Here is a 15,495-nt window from a genome sequence, read left to right on the forward strand (position 1 = left end):
TCACAGGGCGGCCCCGGCCGCACGCGCTCACAGGCGCGGACGATGCAGGAAGGTCAGCCGGAGACCACAGGGGTGGGATGCATGAACTTCTGGATCTGGGCAGCGCCCAGCGCAGCGACAGTCGTCATGGTCCTCACCTCCTGTTCTGGAAAGAGCTCACGCTCACTCAACGGCCTGCGCGGAGCCTACGGGACAGGGGCGCCGCCGTGCCAACCCTTTTTCCTGCGGCGCCCACCTGGTCAGCATCGCCCGGCGGCCGTGCCGGAACGAGCCGGGAAACACTCGCCGCGACGGCCGCGACACCGTCGCCGCGGTGCCCGGCGGCCTCCGACGCCGCGCGGGCAAAGGGTCGGCCGCGGCCCCGCCGACGCGGATCCGGCACACGGCGCTGACATGCAGGGCCGAGTCGCAGCCGGGACCGCGGGGCCGCGGGGCCGCGGCCGGGGGACCGTCACACGGTGGCCACCGCGCACTGGCCTCGGTCGGCCTTCATCGGTCCGGCGGCGCTCGGACGGACCTCGAAGTCGAACATGGCGGTGGGTACGTACAACGAGCAGCAGGCGTTGGGGATGTCGACGATGCCGCTGATACGTCCCTCTATGGGAGAGGAGCCGAGCAGCAGGTAGGCCTGCTCTCCGCTGTAGCCGAACCTCTTGAAGTACTCGACGGCGTTGAGGCAGGCCCGGCGGTAGGCCAGCGTCGCGTCGAGGTAGTAGTTCGTGTCGGTGTCGTGGTCGACGGAGATCCCGATGAAGGTGAGGAACTCCGTGTACCGCGGCTCGACGTTGCCCGGAATGAAGACGGGGTTGGTGGAGATGCCATACGTCTCCATGCCGCCCTTGATCAGGTCGACGTGGAAGTCGATGAACCCGCCCATCTCGATGGCGCCGCAGAAGGTGATCTCTCCGTCGCCCTGGCTGAAGTGCAGGTCTCCTCCGGACAGCTTCGCGTCCTTGACGTGTACGGGGTAGAAGACTCGCGATCCCCGGGTGAAGTTCTTGATGTCGTGGTTGCCTCCGTTCTCGCGGGCCGGCACCGTGCGGGCGCCTTCCGCGGCGATGCGCTTGGCGAGGTCTCCGGTGGCCGTGCCCGCGAGTGCGTTGGTGCTGTCCGGCGGTACGGCGAGGGGCGGGACCCGGTTGGGGTCCGTGTCGATCAGCGCCTGCTCGCGGGCGTTCCAGCGGGCGAGCATCTCGGTGGACGGGGCGGTTCCGAAGAGCCCGGGGTGGGTGATTCCGGTGAAGCGGATCCCGGGAAGGTGGCGGGAGACGGCCTGCTGTCCGTGGAAGTCCCATACCGCTTTGTAGGCGTCCGGGAAGTAGTCGGTCAGGAAGCCTCCGCCGTTGGCCTTGGCGAAGATGCCGGTGTAGCCCCAGCCCTGTCCTGCCGCGTCCCCGGTCTGCTGCGGCACGGGGCCGAGATCGAGGATGTCGACGACGAGCAGGTCACCGGGTTCGGCGCCCTCCACGCCTATCGGGCCGCTGAGCATGTGAGGGATGGTCAGGTCGATGTCGCGTACGTCGTTGGCGGTGTCGTTGTTGCCGACCTGGCAGTCGGTCCAGTCGCGGCATTCCATGCGGAACTCCGCTCCCGGCTTCACCATGGCGACGGTGGGGACGTCCGGGTGCCACCTGTTGTGGCCGGGCACGGCCTGGTCACGCATCGACTTGCTGTGGTCCACGCTGAAGACAATCTCAGGCATGAGAACTCCTCGTTAGTGATCCGGTCACGTTGGTGCGCCCACGCCTCCGGCCCGCGGGGCAGCTGAGGTCGGCCGGGGCCTTCTGTGGGTGCGTGGCCACAGCCCCGCGAATGCCACGACGCCGAAGGCCGCCAGTGCGATGGCGATCTCGGTGGGGTGCTTCCAGTAGCCGGAGAGCAGCAGCCCGGCGGGAATCACGCCGGTGACCCAGCCCTCGATCGCCGTGACCCAACCGGTATAGATCGTGAGGTCGTCCCTCTTGAGCCCGAGCAGCAAGAAGAACAGGAACCACAGGTAGGCCCAGTAGAGCCAGATGACCCCGAAGGGGTAGTCCTTGAGCAGCCGGAAATTGGCGTACGAGTATCCCAGGGCGACAACTGCCACGAACAGCGAGTAGTAGCCGACGCCGGTGCTGTCGAGACCGACGAGCAGGCCGATACCCACATAGAGGTAGGTGAAGCCGAAGAGATAGATGCCGGATGCCGCCAGGATCTTCATGGGGTCGTTGTTGGCGGTGAAGATGAGGTAAGTCGGCGTCAGTACCTGCAGTGCGCCCACGAAAAGGTTGAACACCGCTCCCGCTCGGGCATCGACCTTCCCGAGCAGCAGCAATCCGTTCATGAAGAGCACCGCACCGACGAAGAGCAGTCCCACGTTTCCCACGGGGACGCACCTCCTAAGTCCGCGTGGGGAGTGGAATCACGTGGCGCCAGAGGCCGACGGGCCGCCGATGGTACGGCTCGGCTCCCGGCCCGCGTTGCGCGATTCCGCATTCCGCACACCGCTGCGGGGACGACTTCGTGATCGATGCCGAAACCCGCAATGAGACGTTCTGCCTTGCCAACCACCGCCTTCAAGGACGCGGCAGCCGCGAGAGCGCGGGGTGCGGGCGCACCCTTTTGCGTGGCGGCAATGCAGAGACCACGGCCGGAGCCTCACGCGCCTGCTCCTCCAGGACATGGAGGGCGGCGACCGGTTGCGAGGTCAGCGTAAGGCCGGGCGAGGAGTACACACGTCTCGCAGCGCGTGCGCAGACGGGGCAGCCATATGCCTGGGGCGCCGTGCCGATCGCCAACTTCACGTCGAAAGGCCCGCATCGGCCGCACAGATACTCATAGGTTGCCATCAGCAGCCTCCGGATCCCGGTGGACGCTGCCAGACCCGAGTGCGTGCTGTGCGCACCCGACTGGCGCACGCCACAGGACATTTCCTACCTTCAAGGAGACGTCTGGTAAATCCCGGTGTCAAGTACCGGACCCCGGCGCGCGCCACCGGATCCTCAGGCCGCCGCGAGTCCCACCGCGATAGTCGAAGCGCCGTACAGCAGCGATATGCAGACCTGCCCTTTCTCACACAGGTGAACCAGGTCGTGACTGAATGTGGAGACGTCGTACCGGGCGCCGCGGAAACCGACACGGGCCATGACCGCGGCCTGTTCCGGCAGTGCGTGCCGCACACCGGGACCCACCGGCGGTCCCAGCGCGAACGAGCCGGTCACGTTGATCAGCCAGGTGCCGTGCGGGAAAATGTCTTTGCCGCATCCCTGTCCACCTGAACACCTCCCCGTTGTCCCAGGGGATTGCAGTGGCGACCCGCACGCGACTAAAATTCAAGATCATCGGTGTTCGACCGGCTTGGCCGGCGCCCTACCTGTTCACAGGAGCAGTGGCCCCACCGATGGAGGACGGCCATGGCAAAAATTCTTGCGGTGCTCTATCCGGATCCCGTGGGCGGATATCCTCCCGACTACGCCCGCGACGAGATTCCCACCATCAGCGGCTATCCGGGCGGTCAGACCGCGCCGACCCCCCAGGCCATCGATTTCACCCCGGGGCACCTCCTCGGTTGCGTCTCAGGAGAACTGGGGCTGCGCCGGTTCCTGGAGGACCGGGGTCACACCCTCGTCGTCACGAGCGACAAGGAAGGGGCGGACTCCACCCTGGACCGCGAGCTTCCCGACACCGACGTGGTCGTCTCGCAGCCGTTCTGGCCCGCCTACCTGACCCCCGAACGCATCGCCGCGGCGCCCCGGCTCAGACTCGCGATCACCGCGGGGATCGGGTCGGACCACGTCGACCTGCCGAGCGCCATCGCCCACGGCATGACCGTGGCCGAGGTGACCTTCAGCAACAGCATCAGTGTGTCGGAGCACGCCGTGATGCAGATTCTCACCCTGGTGCACAACTACATGCCGGCGCACGAGTGGGTGACCACCAAGAAGGGCTGGAACATCGCCGACAGCGTCTCGCGCGCCTACGACCTCGAAGGCATGGCCGTCGGCGTCCTCGGCTCCGGCCGGATCGGCCAGGCGGTACTGCGCCGCCTCAAGCCGTTCGACGTCACGCTGCACTACTGCGACGTGCACCGGCTGGACAAGGAGGTCGAGGAGGAGCTGGAGCTGACCTGGCATCCCGACGCCCGTTCGCTGGCCTCCGCCGTCGATGTGCTCTCGATCCACACTCCGCTGCATCCACAGACACAGAACCTCTTCGACGACGAGCTGATCGGGACCATGAAGCGCGGTTCGTACATCGTCAACACCGCACGGGCGCTCATCGTCGACCGGGACGCCGTGGTGCGGGCCCTCAACACCGGACAACTGGCCGGGTACGCCGGTGACGTCTGGTACCCGCAGCCGCCACCGCCCGACCACCCCTGGCGCACCATGCCCTACGAGGCGATGACGCCGCACGTGTCCGGGTCGACCCTGTCGGCGCAGGCACGCTACGCGGCCGGCGCACGGGAGATCCTGGAGTGCTGGCTCGACTCTCGCCCCATCCGCGCGGATTACCTGATCGTCGAAGGCGGTGGGCTCGCCGGAACGGGAGCGAGTTCCTACACGGTCGCCGGATGACCGAGATGACCGACACGGGCGGGGTGACGTCCGACGGACGAGAAATCAACTGCAGATTCAATAGAAGATCCACCAACCCGGCTGTGAGCCGCTTCACCCACGATGTGCTGGACGGGCCCGGGCCAACCCTTTAGCGTCCATAAATAGATTGTTTTTCATTATGCGGAGATACCGGTGTCGCGGGTAATCTCTCGTAAGAAAACCAGGCGAACGCCGGGAAGGTGGATCAGTGAGCACGGATGCAGTGTGGGTCCGGGGCGTGACCGGAATTCAGATGCACCACGTGACCGACCTTCAGGATGCCGGCAGGTTTCTGGGCAACGCAGCGATGGCGCTGCGGGCCGCGCACGTAAGGACCGGTGCCGACCGGTACTCCGGTATCGCCGCCGAGCTCAGGGCTCTGGTGGAGCGGGTGCGCGAGCTGGAGGACGAGGCGCGGTCGAGCATGCACGAACTGCACTCCGCCGACCCCGAGCGGTTCATCCGCTGCCGGGAAGGCCACGAGCCGTGGCCGGGCGAGATCCCGGCGGGATTCATCCCTCGCCACACCTGCAAGGACGAGTGCCTCTACCACGACCGTCAGGTCCTCGAGGCCATCATGCAGTGCACCTGCGGCCGGCCGCCGTGCCAGGCCTGCGAGATCGGCGGGAAGCTCTGACGAGCTCCTGGGCTCCCGCGGCCGAGCCGCACCGAACCGCCATCCGATCACATACGGCCTTGGCACCCCACTGCCGGTAGGTTGCCGGCCGCCGCCACCGAAAGTGCCCGGCGTCCCCCACCGAACGTCCCCGCCCCGCCACCGAACGTGCCCGGCGTCCCCCACCGAACGTGCCCGGCCGCCGCACGGCCCCCCTATACGGCGAACGGTCCCGGCAGCTCCCCCGACCCCCGCTGGATCAGCCGGGTCGGCATGACCACCGTGCGCGGTGGGGAGACGTCGCCGTGGATCCGGGCGAACAGCAGGTGTGCCGCGCTGGTCGCGAGCGCCACCGGGTCCTGGGCGATCACGGTGACCGGCGGGGTCAGCCGGTCGGCGAGTGCGAAGTCGTCGAAGGCGATGAACGCGAGGCCGGCCGGGAGGACGGTGAGGGCGCTGAAGGCGAGGATCTCGTTGCCGGCCAGCAGGGCGGTCGGCGGGTCGGGCAGTGCCAGCATCCCGGTGACGGCCCTGGCCGCCTCCGGGCCCGGCCGCAGCCCGTCCCCGACCAGCGCCGGGTCGGCGGCGATACCGGCCGCCGCGAGCGCGGCCAGGTAGCCCCGCCGGCGTTCGCCGAACGTCCAGATCCGCGGTGTGTCGCCGATGTACCCGATCCTGCGGTGGCCGTGTGCCACCAGCCGGCCGACCGCCTCGCGCACCGCGCCGAAGTTGTCGACCACCACGGCGTCCACCTTCAGCCCGGGTGCCGCCCGGTCCACGCAGACGATCTTCGTGCCCTGCGCCTGGGCCGGGCGCAGGAAGCGGTGGCTGCCGGCGGCCGGGGTGAGGATCAGGCCGTCGACCCGGCGAGCGGTGAACGCGGCGATCACCTCGCGTTCCCGGCGCAGGTCGGCGCGGCTGGAGCCGATGAGCATGACGCTGCCGCGCTGCCGGGCGACGTCCTCGGCCGCGGAGGCGACAGCGGCCATGAAGGGGTCGGCGACATCGTCGACCAGTAACCCTATGGTCTGGCTCAGTTCGTGGGTGCGGCGCAACTGGCGTGCCACGTCGTCGCGTTGGTAGCCCAGTTTGCGGACCGCTGCCTCCACCCGCGCCGCGGTCCGCGGGGCGACGGCCGCATCGCCGTTGACGACCCGGGACACCGTCATCGCGCTGACGCCCGCTTCCGCGGCAACGTCCTTCATGGTCGGCCGGGTGGCTGCCACGCCACGTCCTCCACCTGCGTCACGTTTGAGCGTCGACTCGTTAACGTTACCAACTCGACGGCATATCAACAGACGTGCAAATAGGAGGAGTTGAGAAGCCCGGGGAGCCGCTCCCGGATCGGCTGCACCACCCTTGACACCCCGCTGCGAGCGCCCCAAGAATCAGCCAAGCTGTTAACGATACCAACCAGAAGGCACAACATGGCCTCTGCAAGGGAACCACTGCTCACGGCACATGGTGTGGTCAAGCGTTTCGGCCACGTCCAGGCGCTCCAGGGCGCCGATTTCACGGCATACCCCGGCGAGGTCGTCGCCCTCATCGGCGACAACGGCGCCGGCAAGTCCACTCTGGTGAACGTCCTGTCGGGCGTCCTCGCCCCCGACGCGGGCGAAGTCCGCCTGGATGGAGCGCCGGTGCGGTTCTCCGGACCGATGGACGCACAGCGGCAGGGCGTGGAGACGGTGTACCAGGATCTCTCGCTCGCGCCGGATCTCGACGCGGCGGCCAACCTCTATCTCGGCCGGGAGATCGTGCGCGGCGGCCTGCTCGGCCGGGTCGGCGTCCTCGACCGGCCCGCGATGCGCCGGGAGGCGGTCAAGGCCTTCGCCGAACTCGGCGTGGAACTGAAGGATGTGACCGCCCCTGTGACAACGTTGTCTGGCGGCCAGCGGCAGTCCGTCGCGGTGGCCCGGGCGGTCGCCTTCGCCAACAAGGTCATCTTCATGGACGAGCCGACCGCCGCCCTGGGGGTGGTCCAGCGCGCCCGGGTCCTGGAGACCGTCCGCAGGGTCGCCGACCGGGGCATCTGTGTGGTGCTGATCAGTCACAACATGCCCGAGGTGCTGTCGGTCGCGGACCGGGTGGAGGTGCTGCGGCTGGGCCGGCGCGTCGCGTCGTACACCGCGGCGGAGACCACGATCGAGGAGCTCGTCGGGGCGATGACCGGGTCCCTGGACGGGCCGGGCGGGGGCAAGGAAGCGGAGGGCGCACGATGACGGCCGAGAGCGAGAAGGCCCCTGTGGCCGTCGGGAGCCGTGCCGGGGTGCCGGACTGGCTCCGGCGCGCGGCAACGCTCAACGAACTGTGGACCTTCGTGATCCTCCTGGCGCTGGTGGTGTTCTTCACCATCGCGGCGCCGGGCAAGTTCTTCACCACGTACGACATCACCCAGATCGCCGTGAACGCGGCCATCTACCTGGTGCTCGGCGTCGGCATGACGTTCGTGATCATCACGGCGGGTATCGACCTGTCGATCGGGTCGGTGCTGGTGCTGGCCGCGGTGGCGGCGGGCGAGTACAACATCCATCACGGCGGGCCGGCGTCGGGGTGGGGCACGGTCGCGCTCTGCGTCGTGATCGCGCTGGCCGTGGGCACGGCGTGGGGCGCGTTGCAGGGCGTGGTGGTGGCCAGCGGCAAGGTGCCGCCGCTGATCGTGACGCTCGGCGGGCTCGGCGCGGCGCTGGGGATCGCCGAACTCGCCACCGGTGGCCAGGACCCGGCCGGCGCGGCCTCCACACATCTGCAGAACAGCCTCGGTTTCGGCAAGCTGCTCGGGATCCCCTGGATGGTGATCCTGGCCGCTGTGGTGACCGCGATCTTCGGCGCGGTGCTGGCCGCCACCCGGTTCGGCGAGCACACCCTCGCCATCGGGTCGAATCCGACCGCCGTACGGCGGGCGGGCATTCCGGTGGGCCGGCATCTGGTGAAGGTGTACGGCCTGATGGGGCTGCTGGCCGGGCTGGGCGCGGTGATGTGGCTGGCCTCGTACGGCACGACGTCGATCGCCGGGCACTCCACCGACAACCTCAAGGTGATCACCGCGGTGGTCCTGGGCGGTACCAGCCTGTTCGGCGGGCGCGGTTCGGTGCTGGGCACGGTGATCGGTGTGTTCATTCCGGCGGTGCTGACCACCGGGCTGATCGTGATCGGCGTCCAGCAGTACTGGCAGGACGTGGCGGTGGGCGTGGTGCTGGTCGTGGCCGTCTACATCGACCAGATGCGCAGGAAGACCCGGGAACGCGCATGACGCCGTCGCGCATGACCGCGTCGCGCGGCACGGAATCGCACAGGACAACTCGATCGCGCAGGACAACTCGATCGCGTAGGACAACTCGTTCGCGCAGGACAAGGAGAACTCTGTGATGGGGAGCATTCGCAGCAGGCGCGGGTTGCTGGTCGCGGTGGGCACGGTGCTGGCCCTCGGCGCGGCCTCGGCATGCGGTTCGTCGGACGACGGTGGTGGCTCGGGGAGTTCGGGCGGCGCCAAGGGCAAGAAGGTCCGGCTGATCACGGGGGTGAAGAGCGACCCCTTCTACATCACCATGACCTGTGCCGCGCAGCAGGAGGCCAAGGCCAAGGGGATGGACTTCACGGCCGACGGTTCCGCGCAGTGGGACGTGTCGGTGCAGCGCCCGCTCCTCGACTCGGTGGCGGCGGCCCGGCCCGACGGGCTGCTGATCTCGCCGGTGGACACCAGCGCGCTGACTCCGTCGCTCAAGCAGATCCAGTCGGCGGGCACCAAGGTGGCGCTGGTGGACACCACGGTGAGCGACGACTCCGTCGGGATCACCCGGATCTCGTCGGACAACGAGAAGGGCGGGCGGGTGGCCGCCGACGCGCTGGCCAAGCTGATGAACGAGAAGGGTTCGGTCATCGTCATCAGCGTCAAGCCCGGTGTGTCGACCACGGACGCCCGGATCAAGGGATTCACCGAGGAGATGGGCAAGTACCCGAACATCAAGGTGCTGCCGACGCTCTACGACAACGACCTGCCGGCCACCGCGGCCTCCCAGATCCAGTCGACGCTCGCCGCCCACCCGGACCTGGGCGGGGCGTTCGCGGGCAACACCAACACCGGTACGGGCATCGCCACCGGGTTGAAGCAGGCCGGCAAGCAGGGCACGGTGAAGGTGGCCGCGTTCGACGCCGAGCCCGACGAGGTCGCCGCGCTGAAGGCCGGCACCCTCCAGGTGCTGGTCGCCCAGGACCCGGCGGCGATCGGCCGGCAGGCGGTGGACCAGCTCGCCGACGCCTTCGAGGGCAAGTCGGTGAGCAAGACGATCGGCACCAACATGGTGGCGATCACGAAGGACAACATGAACGACCCGTCGGTCAGCAAGTACTTCTACAAGTCACAGTGCTGACAGGCGAGTCGCAGTGCTGACAGGGCGGTCGGACACGTGTGTGTGACATGCACGACTGACACGCGTGTCCGACACGGTCTCCTGACAGGCGGTCAGCGGCCGGGTGGACCCGCCCTCCTGGGTCCACGCGGCCGCCGGTCGTACCGCCGGTCGACTCAACTCGACGAGCAGGAGCCGCCGTTCAGCGTGAAGGCGAACGGCGAGGAGTTCCTGCCGCTCCAGGTGCCGAGGAAGCCGAAGGACAGGGTGCCGTTCGCGGAGACCGACTGGTTGTAGTCGGCGGCGTCGGCGGTGACCCGGCCGCCGCTCTGGCTGACGCTCGCGTCCCACATCTGGGTGACCCGCTGGCCGTCCCCGAAGGACCACTGGACCCGCCAGCCGGACAGGGCCCGGCTGGTGGTGACGGTGACGGTGGCCTGGAAGCCGTCGGTCCACTGGTTGACCAGGTCGTAGGAGACCTGGCAGGTGGCCGCCGCGGATTCCGTGGGCGAGGGAGCGGGAGCGGCGGAGGCGGTGGCCTTGCCGCCGGTGCCGGCCGTGGTGGTGGAGGTGCCCTGGGGCTCCGGGTCGGGGTTCTTGTCGACCGGCTTGCGCGCGGTGGCCGAGGAGGACGGTGCGGCGGAGGCCGTACGGGTCGCGGGCGGGTCGGCGGACGGGGGCGGCACGGAGGTGCGGTCGGCGACCGGCTGACGGTCGTCGTGGGAGGCGGTGGCCGTGTCGTCGCCGGAACCGCTGCCCATCGGCATCATCGACACGCCGAGCGCCACCAGCGAGATCATGACCGCCGCGCCGAGCAGGCCGTGGCGCAGCACCCGGCCCCGGCCGGTGCCCTCCTTGGGTTCGCCGCCGTCGTGGTCGCCGGTGCCCGGGCGGCCCGCGCCGAGCCGTACCTCGGCCGCGCGGCGGCGGCGCTCCAGGTAGGCGAGGCCGCCCCAGCCGATGACCCCGCCGGCGAGCGCCGCGGGCAGTCCGCCGCCGTGCAGCCGCAGACAGGCGGCGGCCTCGGCGCACTGCACACAGGTGGCGAGGTGCCGGGAGAGGTCGTCGGGCGTGTCGGCCCCGGTGGACCGGGTGACCGCGTCCAGGAGGCGGGCGTAGCTGCGGCACTCGGCGGCCATCGGCGTGTCGAGGTGCGCGCGATGGCAGCGGTCCCGGAACAGACCGCGCACCTGCTCCAGTTCCTGGGCGGCGAGGGCCGGGTCGAGGCCGAGCCGGCGGCCCACCGCGGACAGCGGCAGCGCCTCCACCTCGGCCAGCCACAGCAGTGAGGCGTCCGCCTCCTGCATGTCGCGCAGGCCGCGCAGGGCGACGGGCCGCTGCAACGGCGGACCCGTATACCGGGCGGCCTTCTCGGAGTTGAGCCACAGCCTGAGGTCCGGGTCGAGCTTGTGGCCCAGTCCTTGGGCCTCCCAACCGGCCGCCGTGTTGCGGACGGCGGTGAGCAACAGCGGGATCATCGGCAGCCGGGCGGCGCGCCGTCCGACGCTGCGGACGGGGGTGAAGTCCGTGTCACGGGCCTCGCGCATACCGAGGGCGAAGGCCTCGGTGGCCAGTTGATTGGCCGTCAGAGATCCGGACGTGCACAGGTCGGCGTAGGAGAGCACTGCGTCCCAGCATTCGGAGAACAGCGCTGCCTCGGCGGCGTCCTGGGGGATCGGCAGGTCGGGCATGGGTCTCCTGCATCGAAAGCGAGGTCAACTCACCACATCGGCAATGGAGTTGGGGGGAACCTCGCGGCAGGACCCGAGCTTTTCACGTCTCCTGCACAACTGACAAGCGGCCTATTCAAAACCGGTTACCGGTGGTCGTGCCACGGATCCTCACCGTCACCCGTACCACCGGCCCCCGGCGTCACGTCAACCGCCCTGCTCAGCTGCCCGACCACGCCTCGGCCACCACCCGCGCCCGCCCGTCGAGCGCCCGCCCCGGGCAGGCCGACCACGCGGGATCCTCGCGGTCACCGTACCGGGCGAAAGGAGCGCTGACGGCCGATGCGGGTGCATGGCCGTGGATCGCGGTCCGGCCGGAGAACGCGTTCGTGTCCGCCCTGACCCACAACTCCGACCTCCTATACGCACCGCAACCGCGTTCCGACTCACCGTCCTCCTCGGTCTCTCGCACATCAAGGCCCGGGCGGTAAGCGCGGTCGCCTCAGGAGGAGCAGCGGTGAGCCCGGCCGGCGCCCTCCGGAACGCCCAGGAGGGCGTCGGCGGTCTGCCTGACGCCCTCCTGTGTCCGGTGTGGCCCGGGGGAGTTACACCTTCGTCGGTTCCTCCGCCGGAAGGCTGTCCATGAAGGAGCTGACGGAGAACACGGCGTTGCCGGGGCCAGGCGGGCCGTAGCCGGGGGGCGAGGACAGGCCGAAGTCCTCCATCGTCTGCCGGTAGGCCTGGAGCAGGCGGATGTGGTACTCCAGCGGGGCGCCCTGCGGGTTGGCCTTGCCGAGCGGGGTCGTCGGCTCGGGGCACCAGGTGGTGAAGCGGGGCGTGATGCCGTGCGACATGAAGAAGCGCAGGCCCTCGGTGGTGGACTCGATCGCCTCGTCGACCGTCTTGAACCCGAACGGCTCGGCCATCTCCACACCGGCCACGAAGTTGGGGATCACGTTGCGCGCGCCGAAGACGTCGGCGGAGTCGAGGATCCGCTTGTGCCACTCGTCGCGGCCGACGTACCGCTCCTTGCCCGGGCAGTACATCTTGAACAGGTACTCGTCCCACACCTCGTAGTTGGGGTGGTAGATCTGCACGCCGTAGTCCTTGAAGCGCTGGACGTCGTCCTTGGGCAGCGCCTGGGCGACGACCTTCCCGATCCAGCGGTTCGGGAAGTGCTCCTCGATGGCCTTGGCGTACATGCCGTAGAAGTCGGCCTCGTCACGGCCCTGGAGCTTGGACGTGATGGCGCCGCCGGTGAGAGTGTAGGCGGTGGAGGTCTTCGCCGTGTCGTACCGGTCGATGATCTCCAGGGCCTCCAGGACCTCGTCGACGTCCTTGACTCCCGTGTACGGCCGGCCGGCGGCCTTGTGCTGGCGCCAGTTGTGGTTGATGTCGCAGTACTGGCACTCCTCCTTGGCGCCGAAGTACTGGCAGACCCGGAAGACCGTGAGGTAGATCAGGTAGCCCCACTGGATGGTCGGGGCGACCTCCATCACGGACTTCCCGTTGGCGAGCTTGTGCCGGTAGTACTCCGGCATCGGCGGCACCCCGACGTCGGCGATCCGCTTGCCGTCGAGGTAGAGCCCGAGCAGTCCCTCCTCGTCGGCGGCCACCCGGTACGGCGAGGTGGGGTTCACGCGGACGGACACGACGGTCCGGCGCAGGTCGTACGGGCCGCCCGTGAGGATGATCTCCTCCGGCGGCCGGCGCAGCGCGGCCTCGCCCAGCTCGGGCAGCGTGCCGTGGTCGAAGGAGAAGATGAAGTACGACTTCGGCTTGACCTCGCCGCTCTCGTTGTCGCTCAGGGCGGAGGGATCGAAGGCGACACCGCCCCGGAGCAGGTCCTCCTTGAAGACGGCTTCCCTCGGTACGTGCGGGAACCTCTCCATCAGATCCTCGACCAGCGCGGTACGGCTGCCCATCCCGTGTCTCCTTCCGACTCAGGCGTTCGACTCCTCACGGTATGCCCCCGCTCGTTCGCCGGCCGTGCCGGGTCCCCTCACGCCGTGCGATTCGTCCCCCTTCGGGAGGTTTCACCCCTCTGTTCAGCTGCCGCCGACCCGTCGGGTCGACTCGCGGAGCACCACATGCGTGCCCAGCACCAGGTGCTGCCCGTCCGGCAGGTCGTCGCGGTGCAGGGCGAGACGGACGGCCGCGCGGCCCAGCTCCTCCTGGGGCACGTGGACCGTGGTGAGCGTCGGGTAGACGTCCCGGGCCACCGGGATGTCGTCGTACCCGGCGACCGCGACGTCGTCGGGGATCCGGCGGCCGGACTCGCGCAGGGCCTGGATCACGCCCGCGGCGATCATGTCGGTGGCGGCGAAGATCGCCGTGAACTCCCGTCCGGCGGTGAGGAGTTCACGGGTCGCCTGGTAGCCGTAGGAGCGGGAGAAGACGCCGTCGGTGATCAGGTCCGGGTCGGGGGTGAGGCCGAGGAGTTCATGGGCGCGGGTGAAGCCGGCGATGCGCTGGGCGCTGGTGGAGAGGCCTGGGACGCGGCCGAGGTAGGCGATGCGCCGGTGGCCGCCGGAGAGGAGGTGGCTGGTGAGGGCGAAGGCGCCGCCCTCGTTGTCGTAGTCCACGACCGTGGCCGGGACGCCGGGGCCGAGCGGCGGCCGGCCGACCAGGACGAGCCGGGAGCCCGCCCGGTCCAGGGCGTGCGCGAAGTGGGTCATACGATCGTGGTACGCCTTGTCCTCCAGGGCGCCGCCCACCACGATCACCGCGTCCGCCCGCTGCTCCCGCATGGTCTCGACGACGGCGAGGATGCGCCGCGGGTCGCCGTGCGTGGTGCAGAGCATGCAGAGCCGGCCCTCCGCCGAGGCCTGCTCCTCGACCCCGCGGGCGATGTGCGCGTAGAAGGGGCCGGTGACGTCGTCGACGACGAAGGCGACCGTCTTGTTGGTGGCGCCGCCGAGCGCCCGGGCGTGCGCGTTGACCACGTAGTCCAGTTCACGCATCGCCTTCAGGACCTTGGCGCGGGTCGTGGCGGCCACCGGGTAGGTGCCGCCCAGCACCCGGGAGACCGTCGACGCGGAGACCCCGGCCCGTGCGGCCACGTCCCGTACGGTCGAGGCGTCCCCGTTCGGCGCCGGCTGTGTCCGCTTCGCCACCGCTCGGCTCCCCTTCGTCATGTGTTCGGGTCACCCTACGAGACGGCCGTCACGCGGCCCGTTCGAGGACCGAGTGGTCGACCGCGTACCGCAGGCCGTCGCCGGCCAGCAGCCGTTCGGCCTCCGTCACGACGGTGAGCCCGAGCCTGGCCAGCTCGTTGCCCTGCGAGCCGGCGAGGTGCGGGGTGAGGAATGCGTTGGGGAGGTCGAAGAGCGGTGAGTCCGCGGGCAGCGGCTCGGGGTCGGTGACGTCGAGGATCGCGGTCAGGCGGCCGGTGCGCAGCTCCTCGACCAGGGCGTCGTGGTCGACGAGCGAGCCGCGCGCGGTGTTGATCAGGACCGCTCCGTCCGGCATCAGGGCGAGCTCGCGGGCGCCGACGAGACGGCGGGTCTCGGGAGTCTGCGGGGCGTGCACGGTGACGATGTCCGAGGTGCGCAGCAGCTCGTCAAGGGGCAGCAGGGGCACACCGAGCCGGCCGGCCTCCGCCTCGTCCACGTACGGGTCGGCGAGGCTCACCACCAGGTCGTGGGGGCGCAGGAGTTCGATGAGGCGGCGGCCGATGCGGGAGGCGCCGACGACGCCCACGCGGCGGTGGAAGTTGCCGATGCCGGGCACAATGCCGCCGTAGGGGTAGGTGCGCCGGGTGCGCAGCAGGTCGCGGAAGGCGAAGACGTCCTTTCCGGCGAGGAGGATCATCGCGAGGGTGTACTCGGCGACGGGTAGCGCGTTGGCGGCGGCCGCCGAGGAGACGAGGATGCCGCGCTGCCACACCTCGGGCGTGGTGAAGCCCTTGACCGAGCCGGCCGCGTGCAGCACCGCGCGCAGTGCGGGCACCGCGTCCAGGGCCGCCGCGTCCAGGGCCGGGCAGCCCCAGCCGGTGACGAGGACCTCGGTGCGGGCGAGCGTCTCCCGGGCCCGGGGATCGGTGAAGTCGTCCACCACCAGAGTGGGATCGATTTCTACGCACGCGCGCAGTCGTGCGAGCACCTCCGGCGGAAAGATGTGCGGCACGTTCTCGGCTGTCATGGCGAACACTGCCTGGGGACGCTCGGGCAAGGAAGTGACCTTCCGGCTCGGTGACGCGCGGATAGCAACCGGTCTCTACGGTAGGTCTCGGCGAATGAGAGGGTCAATGCACACGCACCCTCCGGCGGACGAGCGGCGGG

The 15,495-nt window shown here is 69.6% G+C and carries 14 protein-coding genes; 5 read left to right on the plus strand and 9 right to left on the minus strand.

Annotation, left to right across the window (positions count from 1 at the left end):
- Nucleotides 1-451: 451 nt before the first annotated feature.
- The 4 genes from fmdA to AB0N16_RS01630 all read right to left on the minus strand — a co-directional run bounded on the left by fmdA (nt 452) and on the right by AB0N16_RS01630 (nt 3,311).
- Nucleotides 452-1,702 (minus strand): formamidase, encoded by a 1,251-nt coding sequence (gene fmdA, locus AB0N16_RS01615; protein WP_365791901.1) that lies wholly within the window; start codon nt 1,700-1,702, stop codon nt 452-454.
- Between the two features lie 24 nt (nt 1,703-1,726).
- Nucleotides 1,727-2,365: an AmiS/UreI family transporter gene (locus AB0N16_RS01620; protein ID WP_365791903.1), complete on the minus strand. Its 639-nt coding sequence runs from the start codon at nt 2,363-2,365 to the stop codon at nt 1,727-1,729.
- 190 nt (nt 2,366-2,555) lie between these two features.
- Nucleotides 2,556-2,909, minus strand: coding sequence for an FmdB family zinc ribbon protein (locus AB0N16_RS01625; RefSeq protein ID WP_365791905.1), 354 nt, complete (start codon nt 2,907-2,909; stop codon nt 2,556-2,558).
- Between the two features lie 72 nt (nt 2,910-2,981).
- Nucleotides 2,982-3,311: a CrcB family protein gene (locus AB0N16_RS01630; RefSeq protein ID WP_365792753.1), complete on the minus strand. Its 330-nt coding sequence runs from the start codon at nt 3,309-3,311 to the stop codon at nt 2,982-2,984.
- Between the two features lie 81 nt (nt 3,312-3,392).
- Here AB0N16_RS01630 and AB0N16_RS01635 point away from each other — a divergent pair, with 81 nt between their 5' ends.
- Both AB0N16_RS01635 and AB0N16_RS01640 read left to right on the plus strand, forming a co-directional pair.
- Nucleotides 3,393-4,556: an NAD-dependent formate dehydrogenase gene (locus AB0N16_RS01635; protein ID WP_365791907.1), complete on the plus strand. Its 1,164-nt coding sequence runs from the start codon at nt 3,393-3,395 to the stop codon at nt 4,554-4,556.
- Between the two features lie 274 nt (nt 4,557-4,830).
- Entirely contained in the window at nt 4,831-5,214 is a 384-nt protein-coding gene (locus AB0N16_RS01640) for a hypothetical protein (protein ID WP_365792755.1), read from the plus strand.
- Between the two features lie 194 nt (nt 5,215-5,408).
- Here the strand turns inward: AB0N16_RS01640 and AB0N16_RS01645 are convergent, their stop codons facing one another.
- Complete coding sequence (locus AB0N16_RS01645; protein ID WP_365791909.1) at nt 5,409-6,419, minus strand: LacI family DNA-binding transcriptional regulator; 1,011 nt, start codon at nt 6,417-6,419, stop codon at nt 5,409-5,411.
- Between the two features lie 201 nt (nt 6,420-6,620).
- Here AB0N16_RS01645 and AB0N16_RS01650 point away from each other — a divergent pair, with 201 nt between their 5' ends.
- The 3 genes from AB0N16_RS01650 to AB0N16_RS01660 all read left to right on the plus strand — a co-directional run bounded on the left by AB0N16_RS01650 (nt 6,621) and on the right by AB0N16_RS01660 (nt 9,563).
- Entirely contained in the window at nt 6,621-7,415 is a 795-nt protein-coding gene (locus AB0N16_RS01650; RefSeq protein ID WP_365791911.1) for an ATP-binding cassette domain-containing protein, read from the plus strand.
- Complete coding sequence (locus AB0N16_RS01655) at nt 7,412-8,446, plus strand: ABC transporter permease (RefSeq protein ID WP_365791913.1); 1,035 nt, start codon at nt 7,412-7,414, stop codon at nt 8,444-8,446. The genes AB0N16_RS01650 and AB0N16_RS01655 overlap by 4 nt, the downstream gene beginning before the upstream one ends.
- Nucleotides 8,447-8,561: 115 nt before the next feature.
- Nucleotides 8,562-9,563, plus strand: a complete 1,002-nt coding sequence (locus AB0N16_RS01660; protein WP_365791915.1) for an ABC transporter substrate-binding protein — start codon at nt 8,562-8,564, stop codon at nt 9,561-9,563.
- A gap of 155 nt (nt 9,564-9,718) precedes the next feature.
- Here the strand turns inward: AB0N16_RS01660 and AB0N16_RS01665 are convergent, their stop codons facing one another.
- From AB0N16_RS01665 to AB0N16_RS01680, 4 genes are all read right to left on the minus strand, one after another.
- Nucleotides 9,719-11,233 carry a cellulose-binding domain-containing protein gene (locus AB0N16_RS01665; protein ID WP_365791917.1) on the minus strand — a complete coding sequence of 505 codons (1,515 nt, stop codon included), beginning with the start codon at nt 11,231-11,233 and terminating at the stop codon, nt 9,719-9,721.
- Nucleotides 11,234-11,817: 584 nt separating this feature from the next.
- Nucleotides 11,818-13,137 (minus strand): radical SAM protein, encoded by a 1,320-nt coding sequence (locus AB0N16_RS01670; RefSeq protein ID WP_365791919.1) that lies wholly within the window; start codon nt 13,135-13,137, stop codon nt 11,818-11,820.
- Nucleotides 13,138-13,260: 123 nt separating this feature from the next.
- Nucleotides 13,261-14,328, minus strand: a complete 1,068-nt coding sequence (locus AB0N16_RS01675) for a LacI family DNA-binding transcriptional regulator (RefSeq protein WP_365791921.1) — start codon at nt 14,326-14,328, stop codon at nt 13,261-13,263.
- Between the two features lie 49 nt (nt 14,329-14,377).
- Nucleotides 14,378-15,385: a hydroxyacid dehydrogenase gene (locus tag AB0N16_RS01680; RefSeq protein ID WP_365791923.1), complete on the minus strand. Its 1,008-nt coding sequence runs from the start codon at nt 15,383-15,385 to the stop codon at nt 14,378-14,380.
- Between the last annotated feature and the right edge of the window lie 110 nt (nt 15,386-15,495).

This window comes from Streptomyces sp. NPDC051105, assembly GCF_040682795.1.
Lineage (GTDB): Bacteria > Actinomycetota > Actinomycetes > Streptomycetales > Streptomycetaceae > Streptomyces.